The sequence below is a fragment of the Pseudomonas sp. S06B 330 genome, assembly GCF_002845275.2.
Classification (GTDB): domain Bacteria; phylum Pseudomonadota; class Gammaproteobacteria; order Pseudomonadales; family Pseudomonadaceae; genus Aquipseudomonas.
Genome location: NZ_CP088149.1, coordinates 3,367,592 through 3,386,018, shown reverse-complemented (window position 1 = coordinate 3,386,018; position 18,427 = coordinate 3,367,592). Strand labels below are relative to the sequence as shown.

The 18,427-nt window shown below is 61.6% G+C and carries 15 protein-coding genes; 9 read left to right on the top strand and 6 right to left on the bottom strand.

The features are described 5' to 3' along the window. Position 1: 1 nt before the first annotated feature. Genes CX511_RS15000 through CX511_RS14990 form a run of 3 tightly spaced genes read right to left on the bottom strand, consistent with a single transcriptional unit; the run spans position 2 to position 3,055 of the window. The gene (locus CX511_RS15000) at positions 2–970 is read right to left on the bottom strand and encodes a PDR/VanB family oxidoreductase (protein WP_045182945.1); all 969 of its coding nucleotides are present in this window, start codon (positions 968–970) and stop codon (positions 2–4) included. After that, positions 967–1,572, bottom strand: coding sequence for a dimethylamine monooxygenase subunit DmmA family protein (locus tag CX511_RS14995; RefSeq protein WP_101293478.1), 606 nt, complete (start codon positions 1,570–1,572; stop codon positions 967–969). The genes CX511_RS15000 and CX511_RS14995 overlap by 4 nt, the downstream gene beginning before the upstream one ends. Before the next feature lie 58 nt (positions 1,573–1,630). After that, positions 1,631–3,055 (bottom strand): gamma-aminobutyraldehyde dehydrogenase, encoded by a 1,425-nt coding sequence (locus CX511_RS14990; protein ID WP_101293477.1) that lies wholly within the window; start codon positions 3,053–3,055, stop codon positions 1,631–1,633. A 262-nt stretch (positions 3,056–3,317) separates the two neighbouring features. Here CX511_RS14990 and CX511_RS14985 point away from each other — a divergent pair, with 262 nt between their 5' ends. From CX511_RS14985 to CX511_RS14965, 5 genes are all read left to right on the top strand, one after another. Then, positions 3,318–4,070 (top strand): FadR/GntR family transcriptional regulator, encoded by a 753-nt coding sequence (locus CX511_RS14985; protein WP_045182939.1) that lies wholly within the window; start codon positions 3,318–3,320, stop codon positions 4,068–4,070. Between the two features lie 133 nt (positions 4,071–4,203). After that, positions 4,204–4,953: a cache domain-containing protein gene (locus tag CX511_RS14980; RefSeq protein ID WP_045182937.1), complete on the top strand. Its 750-nt coding sequence runs from the start codon at positions 4,204–4,206 to the stop codon at positions 4,951–4,953. A gap of 200 nt (positions 4,954–5,153) precedes the next feature. Further along, positions 5,154–8,963, top strand: coding sequence for an MBG domain-containing protein (locus CX511_RS14975; protein WP_101293476.1), 3,810 nt, complete (start codon positions 5,154–5,156; stop codon positions 8,961–8,963). Positions 8,964–8,965: 2 nt separating this feature from the next. Then, positions 8,966–10,711, top strand: coding sequence for a ShlB/FhaC/HecB family hemolysin secretion/activation protein (locus CX511_RS14970; RefSeq protein ID WP_101293475.1), 1,746 nt, complete (start codon positions 8,966–8,968; stop codon positions 10,709–10,711). 115 nt (positions 10,712–10,826) lie between these two features. Next, complete coding sequence (locus tag CX511_RS14965; protein ID WP_101293474.1) at positions 10,827–11,234, top strand: OsmC family protein; 408 nt, start codon at positions 10,827–10,829, stop codon at positions 11,232–11,234. Between the two features lie 125 nt (positions 11,235–11,359). Here the strand turns inward: CX511_RS14965 and CX511_RS14960 are convergent, their stop codons facing one another. The 3 genes from CX511_RS14960 to CX511_RS14950 form a co-directional block, all read right to left on the bottom strand. Further along, entirely contained in the window at positions 11,360–12,106 is a 747-nt protein-coding gene (locus CX511_RS14960) for an enoyl-CoA hydratase (protein ID WP_101293473.1), read from the bottom strand. Positions 12,107–12,136: 30 nt separating this feature from the next. Continuing rightward, positions 12,137–12,733 carry a cupin domain-containing protein gene (locus tag CX511_RS14955; protein ID WP_177327767.1) on the bottom strand — a complete coding sequence of 199 codons (597 nt, stop codon included), beginning with the start codon at positions 12,731–12,733 and terminating at the stop codon, positions 12,137–12,139. Positions 12,734–12,798: 65 nt separating this feature from the next. Then, positions 12,799–14,748 (bottom strand): oxidoreductase, encoded by a 1,950-nt coding sequence (locus CX511_RS14950; protein WP_101293472.1) that lies wholly within the window; start codon positions 14,746–14,748, stop codon positions 12,799–12,801. A gap of 183 nt (positions 14,749–14,931) precedes the next feature. Here CX511_RS14950 and CX511_RS14945 point away from each other — a divergent pair, with 183 nt between their 5' ends. The 4 genes from CX511_RS14945 (at position 14,932) to CX511_RS14930 (ending at position 18,424) form a co-directional block, all read left to right on the top strand. After that, positions 14,932–15,969 (top strand): ABC transporter substrate-binding protein, encoded by a 1,038-nt coding sequence (locus CX511_RS14945; RefSeq protein WP_045182925.1) that lies wholly within the window; start codon positions 14,932–14,934, stop codon positions 15,967–15,969. Between the two features lie 72 nt (positions 15,970–16,041). After that, on the top strand, positions 16,042–16,803 hold the full coding sequence (locus tag CX511_RS14940) for a class II aldolase/adducin family protein (protein WP_045182923.1): 762 nt from the start codon (positions 16,042–16,044) through the stop codon (positions 16,801–16,803). 190 nt (positions 16,804–16,993) lie between these two features. Further along, entirely contained in the window at positions 16,994–17,638 is a 645-nt protein-coding gene (locus CX511_RS14935) for a TetR family transcriptional regulator C-terminal domain-containing protein (RefSeq protein ID WP_101293471.1), read from the top strand. Between the two features lie 69 nt (positions 17,639–17,707). Continuing rightward, positions 17,708–18,424: a response regulator gene (locus tag CX511_RS14930; RefSeq protein WP_045182918.1), complete on the top strand. Its 717-nt coding sequence runs from the start codon at positions 17,708–17,710 to the stop codon at positions 18,422–18,424. The last annotated feature ends 3 nt before the right edge of the window (positions 18,425–18,427 follow it).

Sequence of the window (18,427 nt, the reverse complement as noted above, 5' to 3'; positions counted from 1 at the left end):
TTCAGAGGTCTACGACCAGGCGGCTGCAGTTGGCACGTGATACACAAGGCATGAATTTGCGCTTGCTCAGCTTGTCTTCGTCGCTGAGCCAGTCGTCGCGATGATCGAGTTCGCCCTCGACGTCCAGCACTTCGGTTTCGCAATAGCCACAAGCACCGCCCCGGCACAGGTAGGGCACCTTGTAGCCAGCCTGTTCAGCGGCCTCGAGCAGCGACTGCTCGGCAGGCACCTCCAGGGTTACCCCTTGGCGCGCGAGGGTAACGCTGAATGGCTTGCCAGTGGAGCCTTGTTCGACGAAACGCTCGTAGTGGATATGGCTGTCGGTCCACCCCAGTGCATGGGCACTGTCGAGGGTGTCGTCGATCATGCTGTCCGGGCCACAAACGTAGACATGGCTGCCCAACGGGCGCGCGCTGAGGACGCTGCGAATGTCCAAACGCTGATCCTGGCCTTGTACATAGAGGTGCACACGCTGGCCATACCGGGCTTGCAGTTCCAGGCCCAGGGCGGTGTGCGCCGGGCCACGTACGGCCAGGTGCAGTTCGAAGGTGGACTGCTTTACATGCAGCTCTTCGAGTTGCGAGTACACCGGAGTGATGCCGACACCACCGGCAATGAACAGGTGCTGGCGGGCATGTTTAGCCAAGGGGAACAGGTTGGCCGGTTGCAGAATCTGCAACTGGTCACCTTCGCGGACTTTGTCGTGCAGGTGGCGTGAGCCGCCACGGCCCTCGCTGACCCGGCGCACGGCAATCTGGTAGGCGCTGGAGTCGTAGGGCGAACTCATCAACGAGTAAGCGTTGCGGTGGGTTTTGTCACCGTCTTCCAGAACTACCACCACATGACTGCCGCCGGAGAAGGCGGGCAGGTGCTTGCCGTCGAGGTCGACCAGGGTGAAGCGCTTGATTTCCGGGGTCAGTTGCTCGATCCGCGCCACGCGGACGCTGAGGGTGCCGTTATGGGTATTCATGTGTCGAGCTCCTCGGCAGCGGGCAGTTCGCCTGGGACTTCGCCATCGGCCTTGATGCCCTGGAAGGCGGCCAGACGACGGGAATAGTGATCACGCACCACCAGACTGAGCTGGCAGCCGGGGCAGGTGAATACGCGTTGAGTGACGTTCTCGGTGTAGGTGTCGCAGTGCGCGCACCAGACCCTACGCACCAGCGTGCCGCTGTGTTCGCGCAGCACCTCATCGCGATTGAGGTCCACGGCGTTGGCGGCTTGCATGGCGGTGCCGATGAAGCTTTCCGAGCCGCTCAGGTACAGGCGCGTGCCCATATACGCGTCGCCGAGGCGATCACGCAGGGCATCGATCAATGCCTGGTTGGTGGCAAACACTTCCAGACTGGCCGCTTGTGCCTGCTGCAGGGCCTGCAGGTGGTTATGGCCAGAGAACGACTCCGTGGAATACAGCAGGGTGCTGTTTTGGCGCTGGCTCGTGGACATGTCCGCAAGCAGGCGCAGCATGGCGGCTCCGCCACTGCCCTGGCCCGCAATCAGGTGACGCAGGCCACCTGTCATGGGTTGAAGCTGGTCGTAGACCGGGCGGCTCTTGATGCCGGTAATAAGCATGGTGACACACCTCTTAAGCCATATTGCCTATGGTTTTATATGTTTTGTTGTCAGGGCATCAATGCTTGAACATGACGTGACGCACGCAGGTGTAGTCTTCCAGGCCGTACATGGACATGTCCTTGCCATAACCCGACTGCTTCATGCCGCCATGGGGCATTTCACTGACCAGCATGAAGTGGGTGTTCACCCACGTGCAGCCGTACTGCAAGCGGGCTGCCAAGCGGTTGGCGCGGCCGACGTCACGGGTCCAGACGGAAGAGGCCAGGCCGTAGTCCGAGTCGTTGGCAAAGGCCAGGGCCTGTGCTTCATCGCTGAATGGGGTGATGCTGACCACGGGGCCGAACACCTCACGCTGGACGATTTCATCGTCCTGGCGGGCGTCAGCCAGGACGGTCGGCTCAAAGAAGAAGCCCGGGCCTTCGCCACGCTTGCCGCCGGTAATCACGCGGATGTGCGGCTGGGCCTTGGCGCGTTCGACGAAGCCTTCTACGCGCTCCAGATGGTCGCGGGTGATCAATGGCCCGAGTTCGGTCTGCGGGTCGTCTTGCAGGCCCATGCGCAGGCTTGCCACGGCTTCGCCGAGCTTGCTGACGAAGGTTTCATACACGCCTTTTTGAACATACAGGCGGCAGGCTGCGGTGCAGTCCTGGCCAGCGTTGTAGAAGCCAAACGCACGGATACCTTCGACGGCGGCATCGATATCGGCGTCATCGAAAATCAACACCGGCGCCTTGCCGCCCAGTTCCATGTGCGTACGTTTCACGCTGCTGGCGGTGCTGGAGATGATCCGCGCACCGGTGGCGACGGAGCCTGTCAGCGAAACCAGGCGTACTTTGGGGTGATTGACCAGCGGTTCACCGACGCTTGGGCCGCGACCAAACAGAATGTTGACGACACCGGCGGGGAACAGCTCAGCCATGATCCGCGCCAGTTCCAGAGCGGTCAGTGGGGTTTGCTCGGAGGGCTTGAGCACCACGCAGTTGCCGGCAGCCAGGGCCGGGGCAAGCTTCCAGGCGACCATCATCAGTGGGTAGTTCCAGGGCGCGATGGAGGCCACTACACCGAGTGGATCACGGCGAATCATCGAGGTGTGCCCTGGCAGGTATTCACCGCCGGCCGAGCCCGACAGGCAGCGGCTGGCACCAGCGAAAAAGCGGAAGACGTCGGCAATGGCCGGGATTTCGTCGTTCAGCGCCGCCTGATAAGGCTTGCCGCAGTTCAGTGATTCCAGGCGTGCCAGGGTTTGCGCCTCGGCCTCAATGCGGTCGGCCAGTTTGAGCAGCAACTGCGCACGGTCCTTGGCCGGTGTTTGTGACCAGCTGGCGAACGCCTGGTCGGCGGCCAGTACGGCGGCGTCAACCTGGGCACTGCTGGCTTCAGCGATGTTCACCAGTACCGAACCCTCGGCGGGGTTGTACACGGCATAAGGGCTGCCTTGACCTTCGACCAAGTGGCCGTTGATCAGAAGTTTGGTTTGCATGGCGTATTCCTTGGTCAGTCTTGTAATTGGAAAATCGCTGAACGCAGGCACAGGAGCGACCGCGGGGGTTTGCTGAAGGCCTATACATATGAAACCATATCTTAAAGTTTGTCGTTTGCCAACTGGCCTTTAAACCAACGTTTGTGCCGTAGAATGGGCAATTAATCGGTATCGGCTGAGCGGCGCTTGGTTATAAGATACGAAACTGAATTTTTAGCCGGGACGCGCGCCATGCTGCGCAGCGGCTCGATAGGGAGAGGCAATGAATGCCCTGAACACTGCTCGTAATACCGCATTTATCCGGTTGCGCCAGGAAGGGCGCACCGATGAGGTGGCGCGAAGGTTGGTCGAGGCCATCGAACTGGGGTTATTTGCCGAAGGCCAGCAGTTGCCCAGTGAGTCGGAGCTGGCCCTGCAACTGGGGGTCGCCACCGTCACCTTGCGCGAAGCGCTGGTGGTGTTGCGCCAACGTGGCTTGATCGAAACGCGCCGAGGCCGTAACGGCGGCAGCTTTGTCTGCGCCCCGGTGGAATTGCCCGAGGCGTTGCTGTTGCAACGTCTGCGCGACATGAGTGGCCCGGACCTGCGTGACCTGGGTGATGAGCAGACCGCCATCTCCGGCACCGCAGCGCGCCTGGCTGCCAAACGCAGCTCGCCAGAGCAACAGGCGCGGATTGCCCAGCACATCGAGACACTCAAGCAGGCCGGATCACGCCTGGCCCGGCACCGCGCCGATGCCCGCTTTCATATCGAAGTGGCGGCAGCTGCGCAATCGTTGCGCCTGACCCACACTGAGATGCGCCTGCAGTCCGAAGTCGGTGAGCTGCTCTGGCTGGAGGCCGCCGGCGGTGGCGATGTAACGGTGGTCGAGCAAGAGCACCGCGCCATCCTCCAGGCGTTGGTTGCCGGCGATGCGGTGTTGGCCGGGGCCTTGGCCGAGGCGCATGTGAGCCGCGGCATCAAACGCCTGATCAGCCTACGTCTGGAGTTGCTGGCCGAAACGGATGAGGACTGAGTTGCGCCGCTGCAGATAAGTGCGCCAGGTGTGGCGCCGTAATTGCTTTGCCCTGTTTTACCCGCTTGTGAACACGACGTTCCGGGCCAGAGCAACCCATAACAAGAAAGCCGAACCTGCGTGAGGTAATGCCATGTTTGCCGTGAGCGACAACGACCCCCTATCAGCCTGCGCTCAGCAGTTGGACAGCACCTTAGGGACGATCTTCAGTCAGGTCCGCCAGCTGGTGGAAGAAACCTGCACGCTGTGGGAGCGCGTTCTGTCTGAAGGCCGCCAACCCACTGCCCGAGATCTGGCCTTGCTGCGCCCGGCCATTGACCAGCAATTGCTCGCCACCGGCGCGTTTGGCTGTGGCGGTGGCGTCATTGTCGAGCCCAATTGCCTGGCTGACCGGGAGATGCACCTGGAGTGGTGGTACCTGGCTGATGCCGGCAAGACGCTGCCTTTGCGTCCCAACTTCGACCAGCGCCGGGAAAACTACTACGACTACACCGCGATGCCGTGGTACAGCCGCCCGCGCGATTCCGGCAAGAGTGTGGTGGAGGGCCCTTACGTGGATCTCTACGGCACCAACATGTACGTGCTGACCTTCACCATGCCGATTTTGGTGCAAGGCCAATTCATCGGGGTTGCCGGGCTGGACTTGTCGCTGCATAACGTTGAGCGGTTGCTGGTACGCAGCTTGATGCGCCTGGAGCATGAGGCCGTGCTGATTTCCGCCGATGGCCGGGTGATCGCCTCCAACACCGCCAACTGGATGGTCGGCGACCTGGCATTGACCTTGTTGAACACCCTGCCCAAGGACGGCCTGCGCCTGGCCCTGGCGGAATCCGAAGCCGGCTGGTCCTTGGTGCGCCTGCCCGCGCTGCGCAAAGTGCTCTGAACACGCAACGGCCTTGCTCGCTTTTCTATCCCATCGCCAGCAAGGCTGGTGCCCACAGAAAAGCAGCGGGCTCAACGGCTGTAGTGCATCCCCTACACCACACTCATGATCCCCTGATCCCGGATCCATCCCTGTCTGGCCAATGATTGCCTCAACCCCGCGACTCATCGATGAGCCGTGACAGTTGAGGAGATTGGCCCATGAAACGTTCCACCCAACGCCTGGCATTGACGCCCTTGGTCCTGGCCATTGCCCTGGCCGTTTCACCCCAGCAAGTACTCGCCGGTGAACTGCCCCAGGGCGGTCAAGTCGTCTCCGGTCAGGGCAAAATCAGCCAGAGCGGCGCGAACATGCAGATCGATACCCGTACCCCGCGTACCGGTATCAACTGGCAGAAATTCAGCATTGGCGCTGACAACAAGGTGCACATCCAACAGCCTGACGGCACCTCGGTGACCCTCAACCGGGTGATCGGTGCCGACCCATCGAAGGTGCTGGGCGTGCTCAGTTCCAACGGCCAGGTGATCCTGCTCAACCCCAACGGCATCTGGTTTGGGCCCGGCTCCCGGGTCTCGACCAGCGCTTTGCTGGCCAGCGCCGGGATCATCACCGAAGCGCAAGCCCGCGAGTTCGCCAAAAGCGGCAGACTCGATGTCCAGCTCAAAGGCCTGGTGCGCAACGACGGTACCCTCAGCGTGCAAGATTACGGCACCGTGGCCTTGCTCGGCGCTCAGGTGGAAAACGCCGGGGTGATCCAGGCGCGTAAAGGTCAGGTCAATCTGGCGACCGGCCCCAAAACCACCCTCGACTTTCATGGTGACGGCCTGATCAGCCTGGCCGTTGCAGGCGCGCCTGGTGAAGCGGGTAGCGTCGACTCCAGCCTCAAAGGCGGGGTCAGCAACAGCGGCCAGATCGACGTCGGTGGAGGGGTGGTGGCCATGAGCGCCCAGCGCGCAGCCAAACACCTGGATTCGGTAATCAGTGTCGGTGGCGCCGTGGTTGCCGATTCAGTCAGCAATCAGGGCGGCACTATTGTGCTGGGCAATGCTGAGCAGACTCAGGTCAGCGGCAAGCTGTCGGCCAAAGGCCGTGACGGCGGTCAGGTCAGTGTACTGGGCGATCAGGTCAAACTGGCAAGTAGTGCTCAGGTCGATGTTTCCGGCAGTGCTGGCAAAGGCGGTACGGCGCTGGTCGGCGGCAGCTTCCAGGGCAAAGGCTCCGAGCAGGCAGCGCGGCAAACCCAGGTTGAGAAGGGCGCCCAGCTCACGGCCGATGGCGGCAAAGAAGGCGGCAAGGTGGTGGTCTGGTCCACTGGCAACACCGAGTTTGCCGGCAAGGCCAGCGCCAAAGGGGGTATCCAGGGTGGCGTAGTGGAAACCTCGGGCAAGCGCCTGAGTGTCACTCGCGACGCCGCCGTGGACGCCTCCGGCGGCTCGCGATCTGGTCTGTGGCTGCTGGACCCTGACCAGGTTGATATCGTTGTCAATCCTACCGGTGACAACGTCAGTAACAGCGTCATCGCCAACAGCCTGGCCAACAACGATGTACGCATCGAAGCCCGTGACCGGATCAACGTCAACGCACCGATCATTGCGCCGGTGGTGGGCAGCGGCAAGACGCTCGCGTTGATTGCCAGCGGCAACGTTGGCACGGTCACTGACTACAACAGCCAGGCCCCCGGCACTGCTCTGGACAAGGCCAAACGCAACAACAGCGGCTCCGTGCACATCAACGCACCAATCCTGCTCAAAGACGGCAACCTGTACATCGCGGCCACCGGTGATGTGCGCCTGAACGACCTCGCAACCCCCGCCGACACGGGCGCCGCCGCTTATGGCAAACGCGCCATTGTCGATGTCGGCAACGGCACCCTCTGGATCAAGACCGCCAACACCGCCTCGGTGATTCAGGACGCCAACACAGCCCTGATCGGCGCCAATGTGGCGGTGAAGGGCGCCAGCGTATTGCTCAACAGCCCCCTGAACCATGCCGGCACGTTGGCCGGTCAGGCCACAAACGGAGTGTTTCAATTCAACCAGACCAACGCCACCGGCACTACCCGTACCGGTACGGTGGTCGCGCCTTATTCGGGTGAATCCTTGGACGGTGTCAGTGCGCAGCAGATCAAGTACGTGGGCTTCCAGGACGTCACTGCAACGACCTCCTCGGGCCCGGACTCACCGGTCAACGTGACGCTGGAGAAGGGCGGCGAGAGTTTCGATTACCTGGTGTTCGAAGCGGCGGGGTTTGTTGACGGCAATGGCCAACCCATCGACCCGAACATCCTGATGAACTACCTGGACAGCTCTGACTATCTGGTTAAGGGCCTGAGTTTCACTGACAGCCAGAACGTGCAGTGGAAGCTGATGCCCGATGCTGGCAATGCATCACTGACCCGGGTGGAGAAAAACGGCGTGCCAGTCGGAGAGCTGCCGGTGGGCTTTGCCCTGGATGCCTATAAAGGTGTGGTAATGGTGGCAAAGGACCCACGCAACGGCAGTGACGTCGGCTGGGGCGTAGATGACTATGCCATCGGCGGCGCCATGAACCAGGGCGAAATCCAGCACAACAGCCAGAATGGTGCATCCGAACAGTTGGTAGTCGCCCTCGGTGATAAGGTCAAAAGTGTCGATGGTGTCCTGGCTTGGCTGATGAACGACCAGGACTGGGCGCAGCCTCAAGATGGCATCAAGCCCCAAGGGCCGCTGCTGGAACGGGCACGTGTGCACTTCCTCGATACCCAGGCAGCCAGTGCCGATGCCGTACAGCTCAACGCCAACCAAGCCAAACTCGCCGTGCAGATCGACGACGCCAGCCGTCAGTACGGCGATACCAACCCAACGTTCAGCCACGGGCCATTGATCCTGGCCGACCCAGCCGATGCCAACAGCAAGGCCGTACAGGCGCTTGACCAATATGTCGGCGAACAACTGGGCGACGCCCGCTTCAACGTCAGCCTGCCCCCCCAAACCACCGCCACACAACGCTCCGATGTCGGTCACTACGCCATCAGCGGGGCGGCCACCACGGGCGACTTCGTGGGTCAACGCTATCAGACTCAAATACGCGATGGCGTGTTGAGCATTACCCCTGCGCCGTTGACCGTGACCGCTCATGACAAGAGCAAGGTCTATGGCGAACGCGACCCGCAACTGACCTACGGCATGAGCGGGCAGAAGTTCGACGAAACCCCGGACCAGTTGCTCAATGGCGGCGCCCTCGCACGGGCGGGTGCCGGTACTCGCGCCGGTGAGAACGTCGGTAACTATCAGATTGGTCAGGGCGAGCTGCGTAGCACCAGTGGCAATTACAGCCTGACCTTCAAGGACGGCATCCTCACCGTTACCCCGGCACCGTTGGTGATTCGCGCCGACGACAAGAGCAAGGTCCAGGGCCAGCGCGATCCGGCGCTGACCTACAGCGTCGAAGGTTTGAAATACGACGACGGTGTCAATGTCGGCCTCAAGCGCGACCCCGGTGAAGCCGTCGGCCCTTATGCCATTCGCCAGGACGGCATCGAGGCCAGCACCAACTATCAGGTCACTTTCTACGACGGCACCCTGACCATTACCGGGCCAATGGTGCCGCCAATCGACCCGGTTGATCCGCCCGTAAAACCACCAGTGAAACCACCGGTCGATCCAGTTGATCCGGTAAAACCGCCGGTTGATCCGACCGACCCGGTTGCCCCGAAACCACCAGTACAACCCAGGGCGCAGGACGTATCGATCAACGCTCAGGCGCCTGGCAACGAACGTTGCACCGCACTGGAGTCGCCCTCGGCAGTGATCGCCAACTACTCCGTGACCCCGGCGGTGGCGCGTACTTACACCGTGCAACTGATCTGCAAACCGCGCGCCTATGGCGACAAGCAGGACCGCCTGCCAGACGTCTCCGATGTACTGACGTATGCCAACGGCTTACTCAAAGACGGCAAGTTCCAGATCCCTGACTGGAATCGCAACGTGATTCCTCGTCACGTGGAACAGCCTGAAAAAGGAGGCAAATAATCATGAGCACTTTCGCCCAAAAATCTGCCTTGGCGCTGTGCATCGCCTTCGCCCTGGCCGTGCAACCGATACTCGCCGCGCCACTCAGCGGCCTTGATCCAGGACGTATGGAAACCCCCGGCCCTGACGGTCGGCGCAGCCCGGCGGTGCAAATGCCTGGCTCGCTGGAGCTGTCGCCAACCCGCGTAACCCCGCCGGTAGCAGAGCCGCAAGTCCCGGTCCAGCCACGTCCAATGGCCCCCAGCAGCGCACGCTTCAAGGTCACCAAGGTCCTGCTCGATGGCGCCAATCACTATCCGCAAGGCACCTTCGCCGCCTTGCTCAAGCGCCTGGAAGGCCGTGAGGTCAACCTCAACGACGTCAACGCCGTAGCCGATGAAATTACCCGCCGCTACCGTGAAGACGGTTTCTTGCTGGTGCGTACCTTCGTCCCGGCACAGAAGTTGAACAATGGCCAGCTGCACCTGCAAGTGGTCGAAGGCAAGGTTAATCAGGTCAAGGTCAATGGCCCAAGCAACAAGGCCGTTGAAGGTTATGCCGAGAACATTCGCCAGGAAGCGCCACTCACCGGCAAGACCCTGGAACGCAACCTGTTGCTGATGAACGACCTCTCTGGCCTCGACAGCCGGGCTGTGCTGTCACCTTCCAGCGTAGGGCCGGGTACCGACCTGGATGTCAGTAATGAGCTGCGTCGCTGGGAAGGCTTTTTCGGTTTCGATAACCGTGACAGCCGCTACTTTGGGCCCTGGCAGGTCTATGGTGGGGTAGGCGTCAACGACCCACTGGGGGTGGGTGATCACCTGTCATTGCGTCTGGGCCGCTCGGTCGAAGGCGACAAGATGGCCTTCTATGAAGGCCAGTATGAGCTGCCGTTGGGCAGTCAGGGCACAGTGTTGAGCGTGCTCGGTCAACATAACGACGGTAACGCCGACACCTTTGACTTCCTCAATGCCAACAGCAGTGGCGATACCGTGGCGGTGCGTATCGCCCACCCATGGATACGCAGCCGTGCCGAAACCTTTAAAACGTCCGCCGCCTTTACCTGGTTCAACGGCAAGGCCGAATACCTGGACGACCCGGACCACGCGCCGTCCAGCGACGACCGCATCCGCGCCCTGCGCTTGGGGGCCAGCTGGGACTTTACTGACCAGCACGGTGGCCGCAACCTGCTCAAGGCTGAACTGAGCAGGGGCCTGGAAGTACTGGGTGCGAGCAGAGAAAGCCGTGCCAACCCTTCACGGGAGGGCGGTGAGACTGATTTCACCAAGTTGCAATACGATGCCCAACGCATCCAGGACATGAGCAAGATACTCGAAGGGCTGAACCTGTACCTGGCGCTGACAGGGCAGACGGCCTTTGGTAATGCGCTGTTGACGCCTGAGCAGTTTGGCGTCGGTGGCAGCCAGTTCGGACGTGGCTACGACCCTTCGGAAATCGCCGCCGACAATGGCGTGGCGGCCAAGGTCGAGTTGCAGTACAACACGGCTCACCAGCTCAAGGACTATCGGGTCCCGACTCAATACTATGGCTTCTGGGACGTGGGCAAGGTGTGGAACAACAGCCCGGACTATTTCGGCTCCCAGAGCCTGTCGTCTGCAGGTTTCGGTGCCCATGTCCAGATTGCCAAGGATATGTTCCTGTCGCCGGAACTGGCCTTCCCGCTGACACGTTCGGTATCGGCCGAAGAGCTTGAAGATCACAACGGCAAAGAACCGCGGTTGTACTTCAACTTCCTCAAACTGTTCTAAGTACGGAACGCTGCAGATTGTGATCGAGACTTTCCCTGACCCGGGTCTGGCGCTAGTGTAAACACACTTGCGTCAGGCCCTTTTGGCTTGGCCACTGCAAAGGAAGCCCCTGCAGATGTCCGATTCGACTGTCCATGCCGAGCTGGGTGAGATCCCTTACAGTGTCAACCTGTCTGCTGGTGCCAACCAGTGGCTGGCGGATGAAAACCAGGCGCTCGGCGGCCACGACACGGGCCCCAACCCTCACCAACTGCTGCTGTCGGCGTTGGGCGCGTGTACTGCGATTACCCTGTCGATGTATGCCCGGCGCAAGGAATGGCCGCTGCAGCATGTTCATGTGCAACTGGACATCGTCAAGGAAGAGAAAGGCGTGCCAACGCGTACCGAGATCAAGCGTGTGATCGAACTGCACGGCGAGCTCGATGCCACTCAGCGTGAGCGCCTGTTGGGGGTCGCCAATGCCTGCCCGGTGCACAAGCTGCTCAGTGGCAGCATTGTCATCGATAGCCAGTTGAGTGATTAAAGGGCCGTAGCCGCTGCCGCCAGGCTGCGATCGGGCGCATAGCGCCCGCAATCCTGACTCCACCAAGGCGTCAGGATTGCGCCTGCTTTGCAGTCGATCGCAGCCTGGCGGCAGCGGCTACAGGCTCAATCCTTGACCAACGCCCGCAACGCCGCTTTCGCGTCTGGGGTATGCAAGCGCTCGATAAACAGCAGGCCTTCGCGCTGAACCGTAGCCTCCAGCTCTTGGCGATGGGCGTCTTTAAGCAAGCGCTTGCTGACCCGCAGTGCCGCTTGCGGCAACCCCTGCAGCTTGGCCGCCAGCTGCCGTGCCGCCGCCAGGCATTGTTCGCCGTCATCATGCAGTTCATTGGCCAAGCCCCATTGCACGGCTTGCTCACCAGTGAGCAGTTCATTGCACAGCAGCAGCCGGGCGGCACGGGCATGGCCGAGCATGCGCGGTAGCAACAGGCTGGAGCCAAACTCCGGGCACAAGCCCAATGGCACAAAAGGCATGCGCAACTTGGCCGTGCGGCTGACCAGCACCTGATCACAATGCAACAGCAGGGTGGTGCCGATGCCGATGGCCGCACCGGAAACGGCGGCGATCAGTGGCTTGTCCAGGGCCATGACCACGCGCATCAGGCGAAACACCGGGCTGTCCATGTCGCTGGGCGGGTTGTCGAGAAAATCTTTCAGGTCGTTGCCGGCGCTGAAGCATTGGCTACCGCCGGTGATGACAATAACGTCGACCTGGGGGTTGTCCTGCGCGGACTGCAGCAAGTCACCCAGCAGGGTGTACATGGCGCTGTTCAGCGCATTGAGCTTGTCTGGCCGGTTGAAGGTCAGGGTCAGCAGGCCGTTGTCCAGGTCGTGTGTAATCAGATCGTTCATTGCAAGCCTTTTATTGTTGTTGTCGCACGGTCAGAAGGTTGGTGGGGTAATCACCCAGATCACCACCGCATCCACGTCGCCGGGGTTGCCATAGCGGTGCGGCTCCTGGCTGGAGAAACTAAAACTGTCGCCTTCGCTGAGCTGGAAATAGCGCTCGCCCACCCACAGCTCGAAACGGCCCGACAGCAGATAACCGGCTTCTTCGCCTTCATGGCTGTAACTTTGCTGGCTGTAAGTGCCTGGCGGAAAGCGCGAGTGGAGCATTTCCAGCTCGCGGTTGGGTTGCGGGGTCAGCAGTTGGTCAACGATGCCATCTTCGTAATGCACACTCAGGCGGCTGTTCTTGCGCACCACATAGCCGTTGTCTTGCGGATCGGTGCTGGCTTCGCTGGCAAAGAACCACTGGATGGTCACGCCCAGGCTGCGGGCGATGTTGAACAGCGCCGGAATCGACGGGTAGGACAAGTTGCGTTCCAGCTGGCTGATGTAGCCGGCGGTCAGTTCACTTTGCTGGGCAAGCTCAGCCAGGGTCATGCCCCGGCGTTTTCGCAGGCCGCGAATGCGCGTGCCGAGAAACTGCGGGGCGGCGGCGCCTTCCTGGCTGGGAACGGCGCCGGCGGGCGGCATCTTGCTGCTGTTGCTCATGGGGTGCTCCGGACCGCACGCTGCAAAGCCTCGGAGTATAAACAGGCTCACAGCGTCCAGGCGACTTTCAAGCCTTCATAGATGGCTTCTTCGGCCGTGCGCGGGGCCAGGCAGTCGCCGATACGTTTGACCTCGACCAAGCCTTTGAGCTCATCGACCAGGGTATCGACCGGCTGATGGCCTTGGCACAGCACCAGGGTGTCGATGTCTTCAACGATCATCGGCTCGCCGCTAGCGGTGTGTTGCAGGTACACGGTGGTGTCATCGCAGCCATAGAGGCGGGCGTAGGGGGTGATCGGGATACCGAGCTTGTGCAGCTCACCCGCCATCTGGTCACGCACATACAGCGGCAGGCTTTCACCGCAGTGGGTGCCATTGACGGCCAACTGCACCTGGTGCCCGGCGCGCACCAGACGTTCGGCGATGCCTGGGCCGATCCAGTCACAGCGCCAGTCCACAACCAGTACCGAACGCCCCAGGGTTACCTCGTCGCGCAGCACCTGCCAGGCATCGACGACCTGCAGTTCGCCGCCGCGCTCGAACGTTGGCCAGTAAGGTTCGGCGCCGGTGGCGACGATCACCAGGTCAGGTTGTTCACGTTCGACCAGGGCGCGGTCGACGCGGGTATTGCGCACCACCTCGACCCCAGCAAGTTGCATTTCACGTTGCAGATTGGTGCTGGCACCGCCAAATTCGGCACGCCGTGGCAGCAATTGCGCCAGCAAGACCTGGCCGCCCAGTTGCGCGCTGGCCTCGTACAGGGTCACCTGGTGGCCCCGTGCAGCGGCCACCGCCGCCGCCTTCATGCCGGCCGGGCCGCCGCCAGCGACCATGATGCGTTTGCGCAGGGGCGCGGTTTGCACCTGGCCATACTGTTGCTCACGGCCGGTTTCCGGGTGCTGAATGCAGGAAATCGGCAAACCGCGATGGAAGTGACCAATGCAGGCCTGGTTACAGGCGATGCAGGCGCGGACATCCTCGGCATGGCCGCTGTCGGTCTTGTTGGGCATCTGTGGGTCGCAGATCAGGGCGCGGGTCATGCCACAGACATCGGCCTGCCCGCGGGCCAGAATCAGTTCGGCTTCTTGCGGCTGGTTGATACGCCCGGTGACGAACAGCGGTATCGACAGGCTGGCCTTGAAGGTCCCGGCTTCACGGGCGAGGTACGCGGCTTCAATGGCCATGGGCGGAACGATATGCACCGCCCCCCCGAGCGATGCCGAGGTACCGGCGACGATATGCACATAGTCCAGCGAGCGTTGCAGGGCCTGTACCGCCGCCAGCGATTCATCCTCGGTCAGGCCTTCAGCGTCGCGCTCGTCGGCGCTGATACGCAGGCCAATGATGAAGTCATCGGCGGTGGCGGCGCGCACGGCGGCGATCACTTCACGCAAGAAGCGCAAGCGCTGTTCAAGCTCGCCGTTGTAGCCGTCGCTGCGGCGATTAACCCGCGGGTTGATGAACTGGGCTGGCAGGTAGCCGTGGCTGGCGACCACTTCGACGCCATCGAGCCCAGCCTGATGCAGGCGCCGGGCGGCATCGGCATAGCCTTGCACGATTTCATCGATCATTTCCTGATCCAGCGCCCGCGGCATGACCCGGAAACGTTCATTGGGCACTGCCGACGCTGAGTACGCCACGGCCAACAGGCCATCACTGGATTCCATGATTTCCCGGCCGGGGTGGAAGATCTGCGACAGCACCACGGTGCCATGGGCATGGCACGTCGCGGCCAGCTGACGGTAGCCGTCGATGCAGGCATCGTCGGTGGCCATCAGTACATGGGAGGTGTAGCGCGCACTGTCGTGCACCCCGGCGACCTGCAGCACGATCAATCCGACGCCGCCTTCGGCACGAGCCTTGTGGTAGGCGATCAGGCGTTCGTTGACCAGGTTGTCGGTGGGAATCGACGTGTCGTGGCCGCTGGACATGATGCGGTTCTTCAGGCGTTTGCCACGGATCTGAAGCGGTTCGAACAGGTGCGTGAAGGTCGACATGCTGTGCAGGCTCCAGCGGTTGTTGTTTTTATTTTTCTATCAAAGTGTACCGCCAGTAAAAAATCAACTTGTTTTTTTACTGGCCTTTGACTAGCGTTCGAAACACCCCGCGTCCTGGGGCCTACCTCACAACAACAAGAAAACGGGCCACGCCTAGCGTGTTACCGGCATGAGGAACCACTGATGACATCAACTCTGCTGAAACTCTCTCCCTGGCTGCTCGCCGTTGGACTTGGCAGCGCCCAGGCAGCACCGGACATGGTCGTCGTCGCCTACGGCGGCGCCGGTCAGAAAGCCCAGGATGCGGCGATCTTCCAGCCTTTCAGTGCCCAGGACGGCAGCAAACTGATTCAAAGCGAGTACAACGGCGAAATGGCCCGGATCAAGGTGATGGTCGACACCGGTAACGTCGACTGGGACCTGGTGCAAATTGAAGGCCCGGACCTGATGCGCGGCTGCGATGAAGGCATGTACGAGCCCCTGGACTGGACGCGCCTGGGCCACGCCGAACAGTTGATCCCTGATGCTGCCCAGGCCTGTGGTTCGGCGGCGCTGGTGTGGAGCGTGGCAATTGCCTACGACCGCAATAAACTGGCCCAGGCACCGACCTCGTGGGCCGACTTCTGGGATGTCCAGAAAACCCCCGGTAAGCGCGGGCTGCGCAAACGGGCGGTGTACAACCTGGAATTCGCGCTGATGGCCGATGGGGTCAAGGTCGAGGATGTCTACAACGTGCTGGCGACCCCGCAGGGTGTCGACCGTGCCTTCGCCAAACTTACTGAGCTCAAGCCCTACATCCAGTGGTGGGAAGCCGGCGCGCAGCCAGCGCAATGGCTCAGCGCCGGTGACGTGGTCATGACCTCAACCTACAGCGGTCGGGTGGCGGTGGCCGCACAGCAGGGTAGCTCCTTGGCGCTGGTATGGCCGGGCAGCCTCTACGGCATGGACTACTGGGCGATCATCAAGGGGTCCAAGCATGCCGATCAGGCCAAACGGCTGATTGCCTATGCCAACCAGCCGGACACTCAAGTGCGTTACGTCAAAGAAATTCCTTACGGCCCAACCAACACTGAAGCGGCTGCCAAGCTTGACCCTGCCTTGGCTAGCTGGGTGCCGACTTCGAAACAGAACCTGGAAGGGGCGCTGTCGATGAATGTCGAATTCTGGGTCGACCACGGCGACGAACTGGAAGAGCGCTTCAACGCCTGGGCCAGCAAGTAACTCCCGGTGGCTGGACATCATCAGGTGTCCAGCCCTATTGTCTGGCCTGCCCTATGCCTGAGAACAACAACAATGAATCCGAGTGAAACCGAACTGCGCTTGCGCCAGGAGCTGGCCGCCTGCTACCGACTGATTGCGCACTTTCGCATGACCGATTTGATCTTCACCCACATCTCGGTGCGCATTCCCGGCCCCGAACATCATTTTCTGATCAACCCCTACGGCTTGATGTTCGATGAAATCACCGCCTCGAAGCTGGTCAAGATCGACCTCCAGGGTAACGCCGTAGAACCTTCGCCATACCCGGTCAACCCGGCCGGGTTCGTGATCCACAGCGCCATTCATGGCGCGCGTGAAGATGCCCAGTGTGTGCTGCATACCCATACCAAGGCGGGATGCGCGGTGGCTGCGCTCAAATGCGGCTTGCTGCCGGTCAACCAGATCTCCATGGAGTTCTACAACAAAGTCGCCTACCACGATTACGAGGGGGTGGCGCTGGACATGGATGAGCAACAGCGTCTGGTTCACGACCTGGGTGACAAGCCGGTGTTGATGCTGCGCAACCATGGCTTGCTCACCGTCGGTGACAGCGTCAGCCAGGCTTTTTTGCGCATGTACTACCTGGAGAAAGCCTGCGAAATCCAGCTGGCGGCGCAAGCAGCGGGGGAGATCGTGTTGCCGTCTGATGCGGTGTGCGCGCATACCGAGCGCCAGTTCAACGAACCGGCCAGGGTGTTGAAGGAAGGTGAGTTGAGCGACCCGGACGGCATGCAACTGGCCTGGGCGGCGTTGCTGCGCCTGGTGCAGCGGGTGGCGCCGGACTATCGCGACTGAGTGGATCTTGTTGTACAGTTGTTCAACTACCCCTATGGGGGCCTCACGTAGCCGCTGCCGTCAGGCTGCGATCGGCTGCGAAGCAGTCGTCATCCAGTCACCGCTAAGGGCCTGCATGGCGGCCGTTTCACGCCCGATCGCAGCCTGACGGCAGCGGCTACAGTTCAATTGACCGTCCCGAGACCTATCCATGACCCAGGAAGCCCGTTACAGCCGTATGGTCCCGGAGTTGCGCAAGGCCAATCTGGTCGAGGCAACCCTGGTGTGTCTGAAGCGCCACGGCTTCCAGGGCGCCTCGATCCGCAAGATTTCGGCCGAGGCCGGGGTCTCGGTGGGGCTGATCAGTCACCACTATTCGGGCAAGGACGAGCTGGTGGCCGAAGCCTACATGGCGGTCACCGGACGGGTCATGGGCCTACTGCGCGAGGCCATGGCTCAGGCGGCGCCCAACGCCCGTGAACGCTTGTCGGCGTTCTTTCGTGGCTCATTTTGCGCCGAACTGCTTGACCCGCAGTTGCTCGATGCTTGGCTGGCGTTCTGGGGGGCAGTGAAAACCGCCGAGGCGATCAACCAGGTGCACGATCACTCCTACAGTGAGTACCGTAACGAACTCGGCCGTCTGCTAGGCGAGCTGGCCCAGGAGGAGGGCTGGCAGGCCTTCGATGCCGATCTGGCGGCGATCAGCCTGAGCGCCTTGCTCGACGGCCTGTGGCTGGAATCGGGGCTCAACCCCGGCACCTTCACCCCGGAGCAGGGTGTACAGATCTGCGAGGCCTGGGTCGATGGCCTGCAAGCGGGCGGACGCAAGCGCTTCACCCTGACCGAGGGCTGTTGATCGGTCGTTCAGTAAGGGGTACGCTGCGCTCGCGAGTCACAGAACAATTCCTATAAGAGACAACACGCAATGACGCCTCGGGTACTGATCGTCGACGACGATCCGCTTATTCGCGACTTGCTGCACGCCTACCTGTCCCAGGAAGGCTACGACGTTCACTGTGCCGAAACGGCTGAGCAGGCCGAACATTTCCTTGCCAGCCACAGCGTCGACCTGGTGATGCTCGACATCCGCCTGCCGGGCAAAGACGGTCTGACCCTGACCCGTGAGCTGCGGGTACGCTCAGAAGTCGGCATCATCCTCATTACCGGGCGCAACGACGACATCGACCGTATCGTCGGCCTCGAGTGCGGCGCTGACGACTATGTGATCAAGCCGCTCAACCCCCGTGAACTGGTGTCGCGGACCAAGAACCTGGTGCGCCGGGTACGTCATGCCCAGGCTTCGAAGCCGACCGCCAGCAACAGTCATGCCCTCAAGCAGTTTGCCGACTGGGCGCTGGACACCGACCGCCGCCGTCTGATTGACCCACAGGGGGGCGAAACCCTGTTGACCCATGGCGAATTTCAATTGCTCAGTGTGTTCCTGCGCAATAGCGGCCATACCTTGAGCCGCGACCAACTGATGGACCAGATCCGCAACCGCGAATGGGTGCCCAACGACCGCTCCATCGACGTTCTGGTCGGGCGCCTGCGGCGCAAACTGCACGACGATCCGGCCGAGCCGCAGTTGATCATCACCATCCACGGCGCCGGCTACCTGTTTACCGCCAGCGTGGCGGCCTGACGT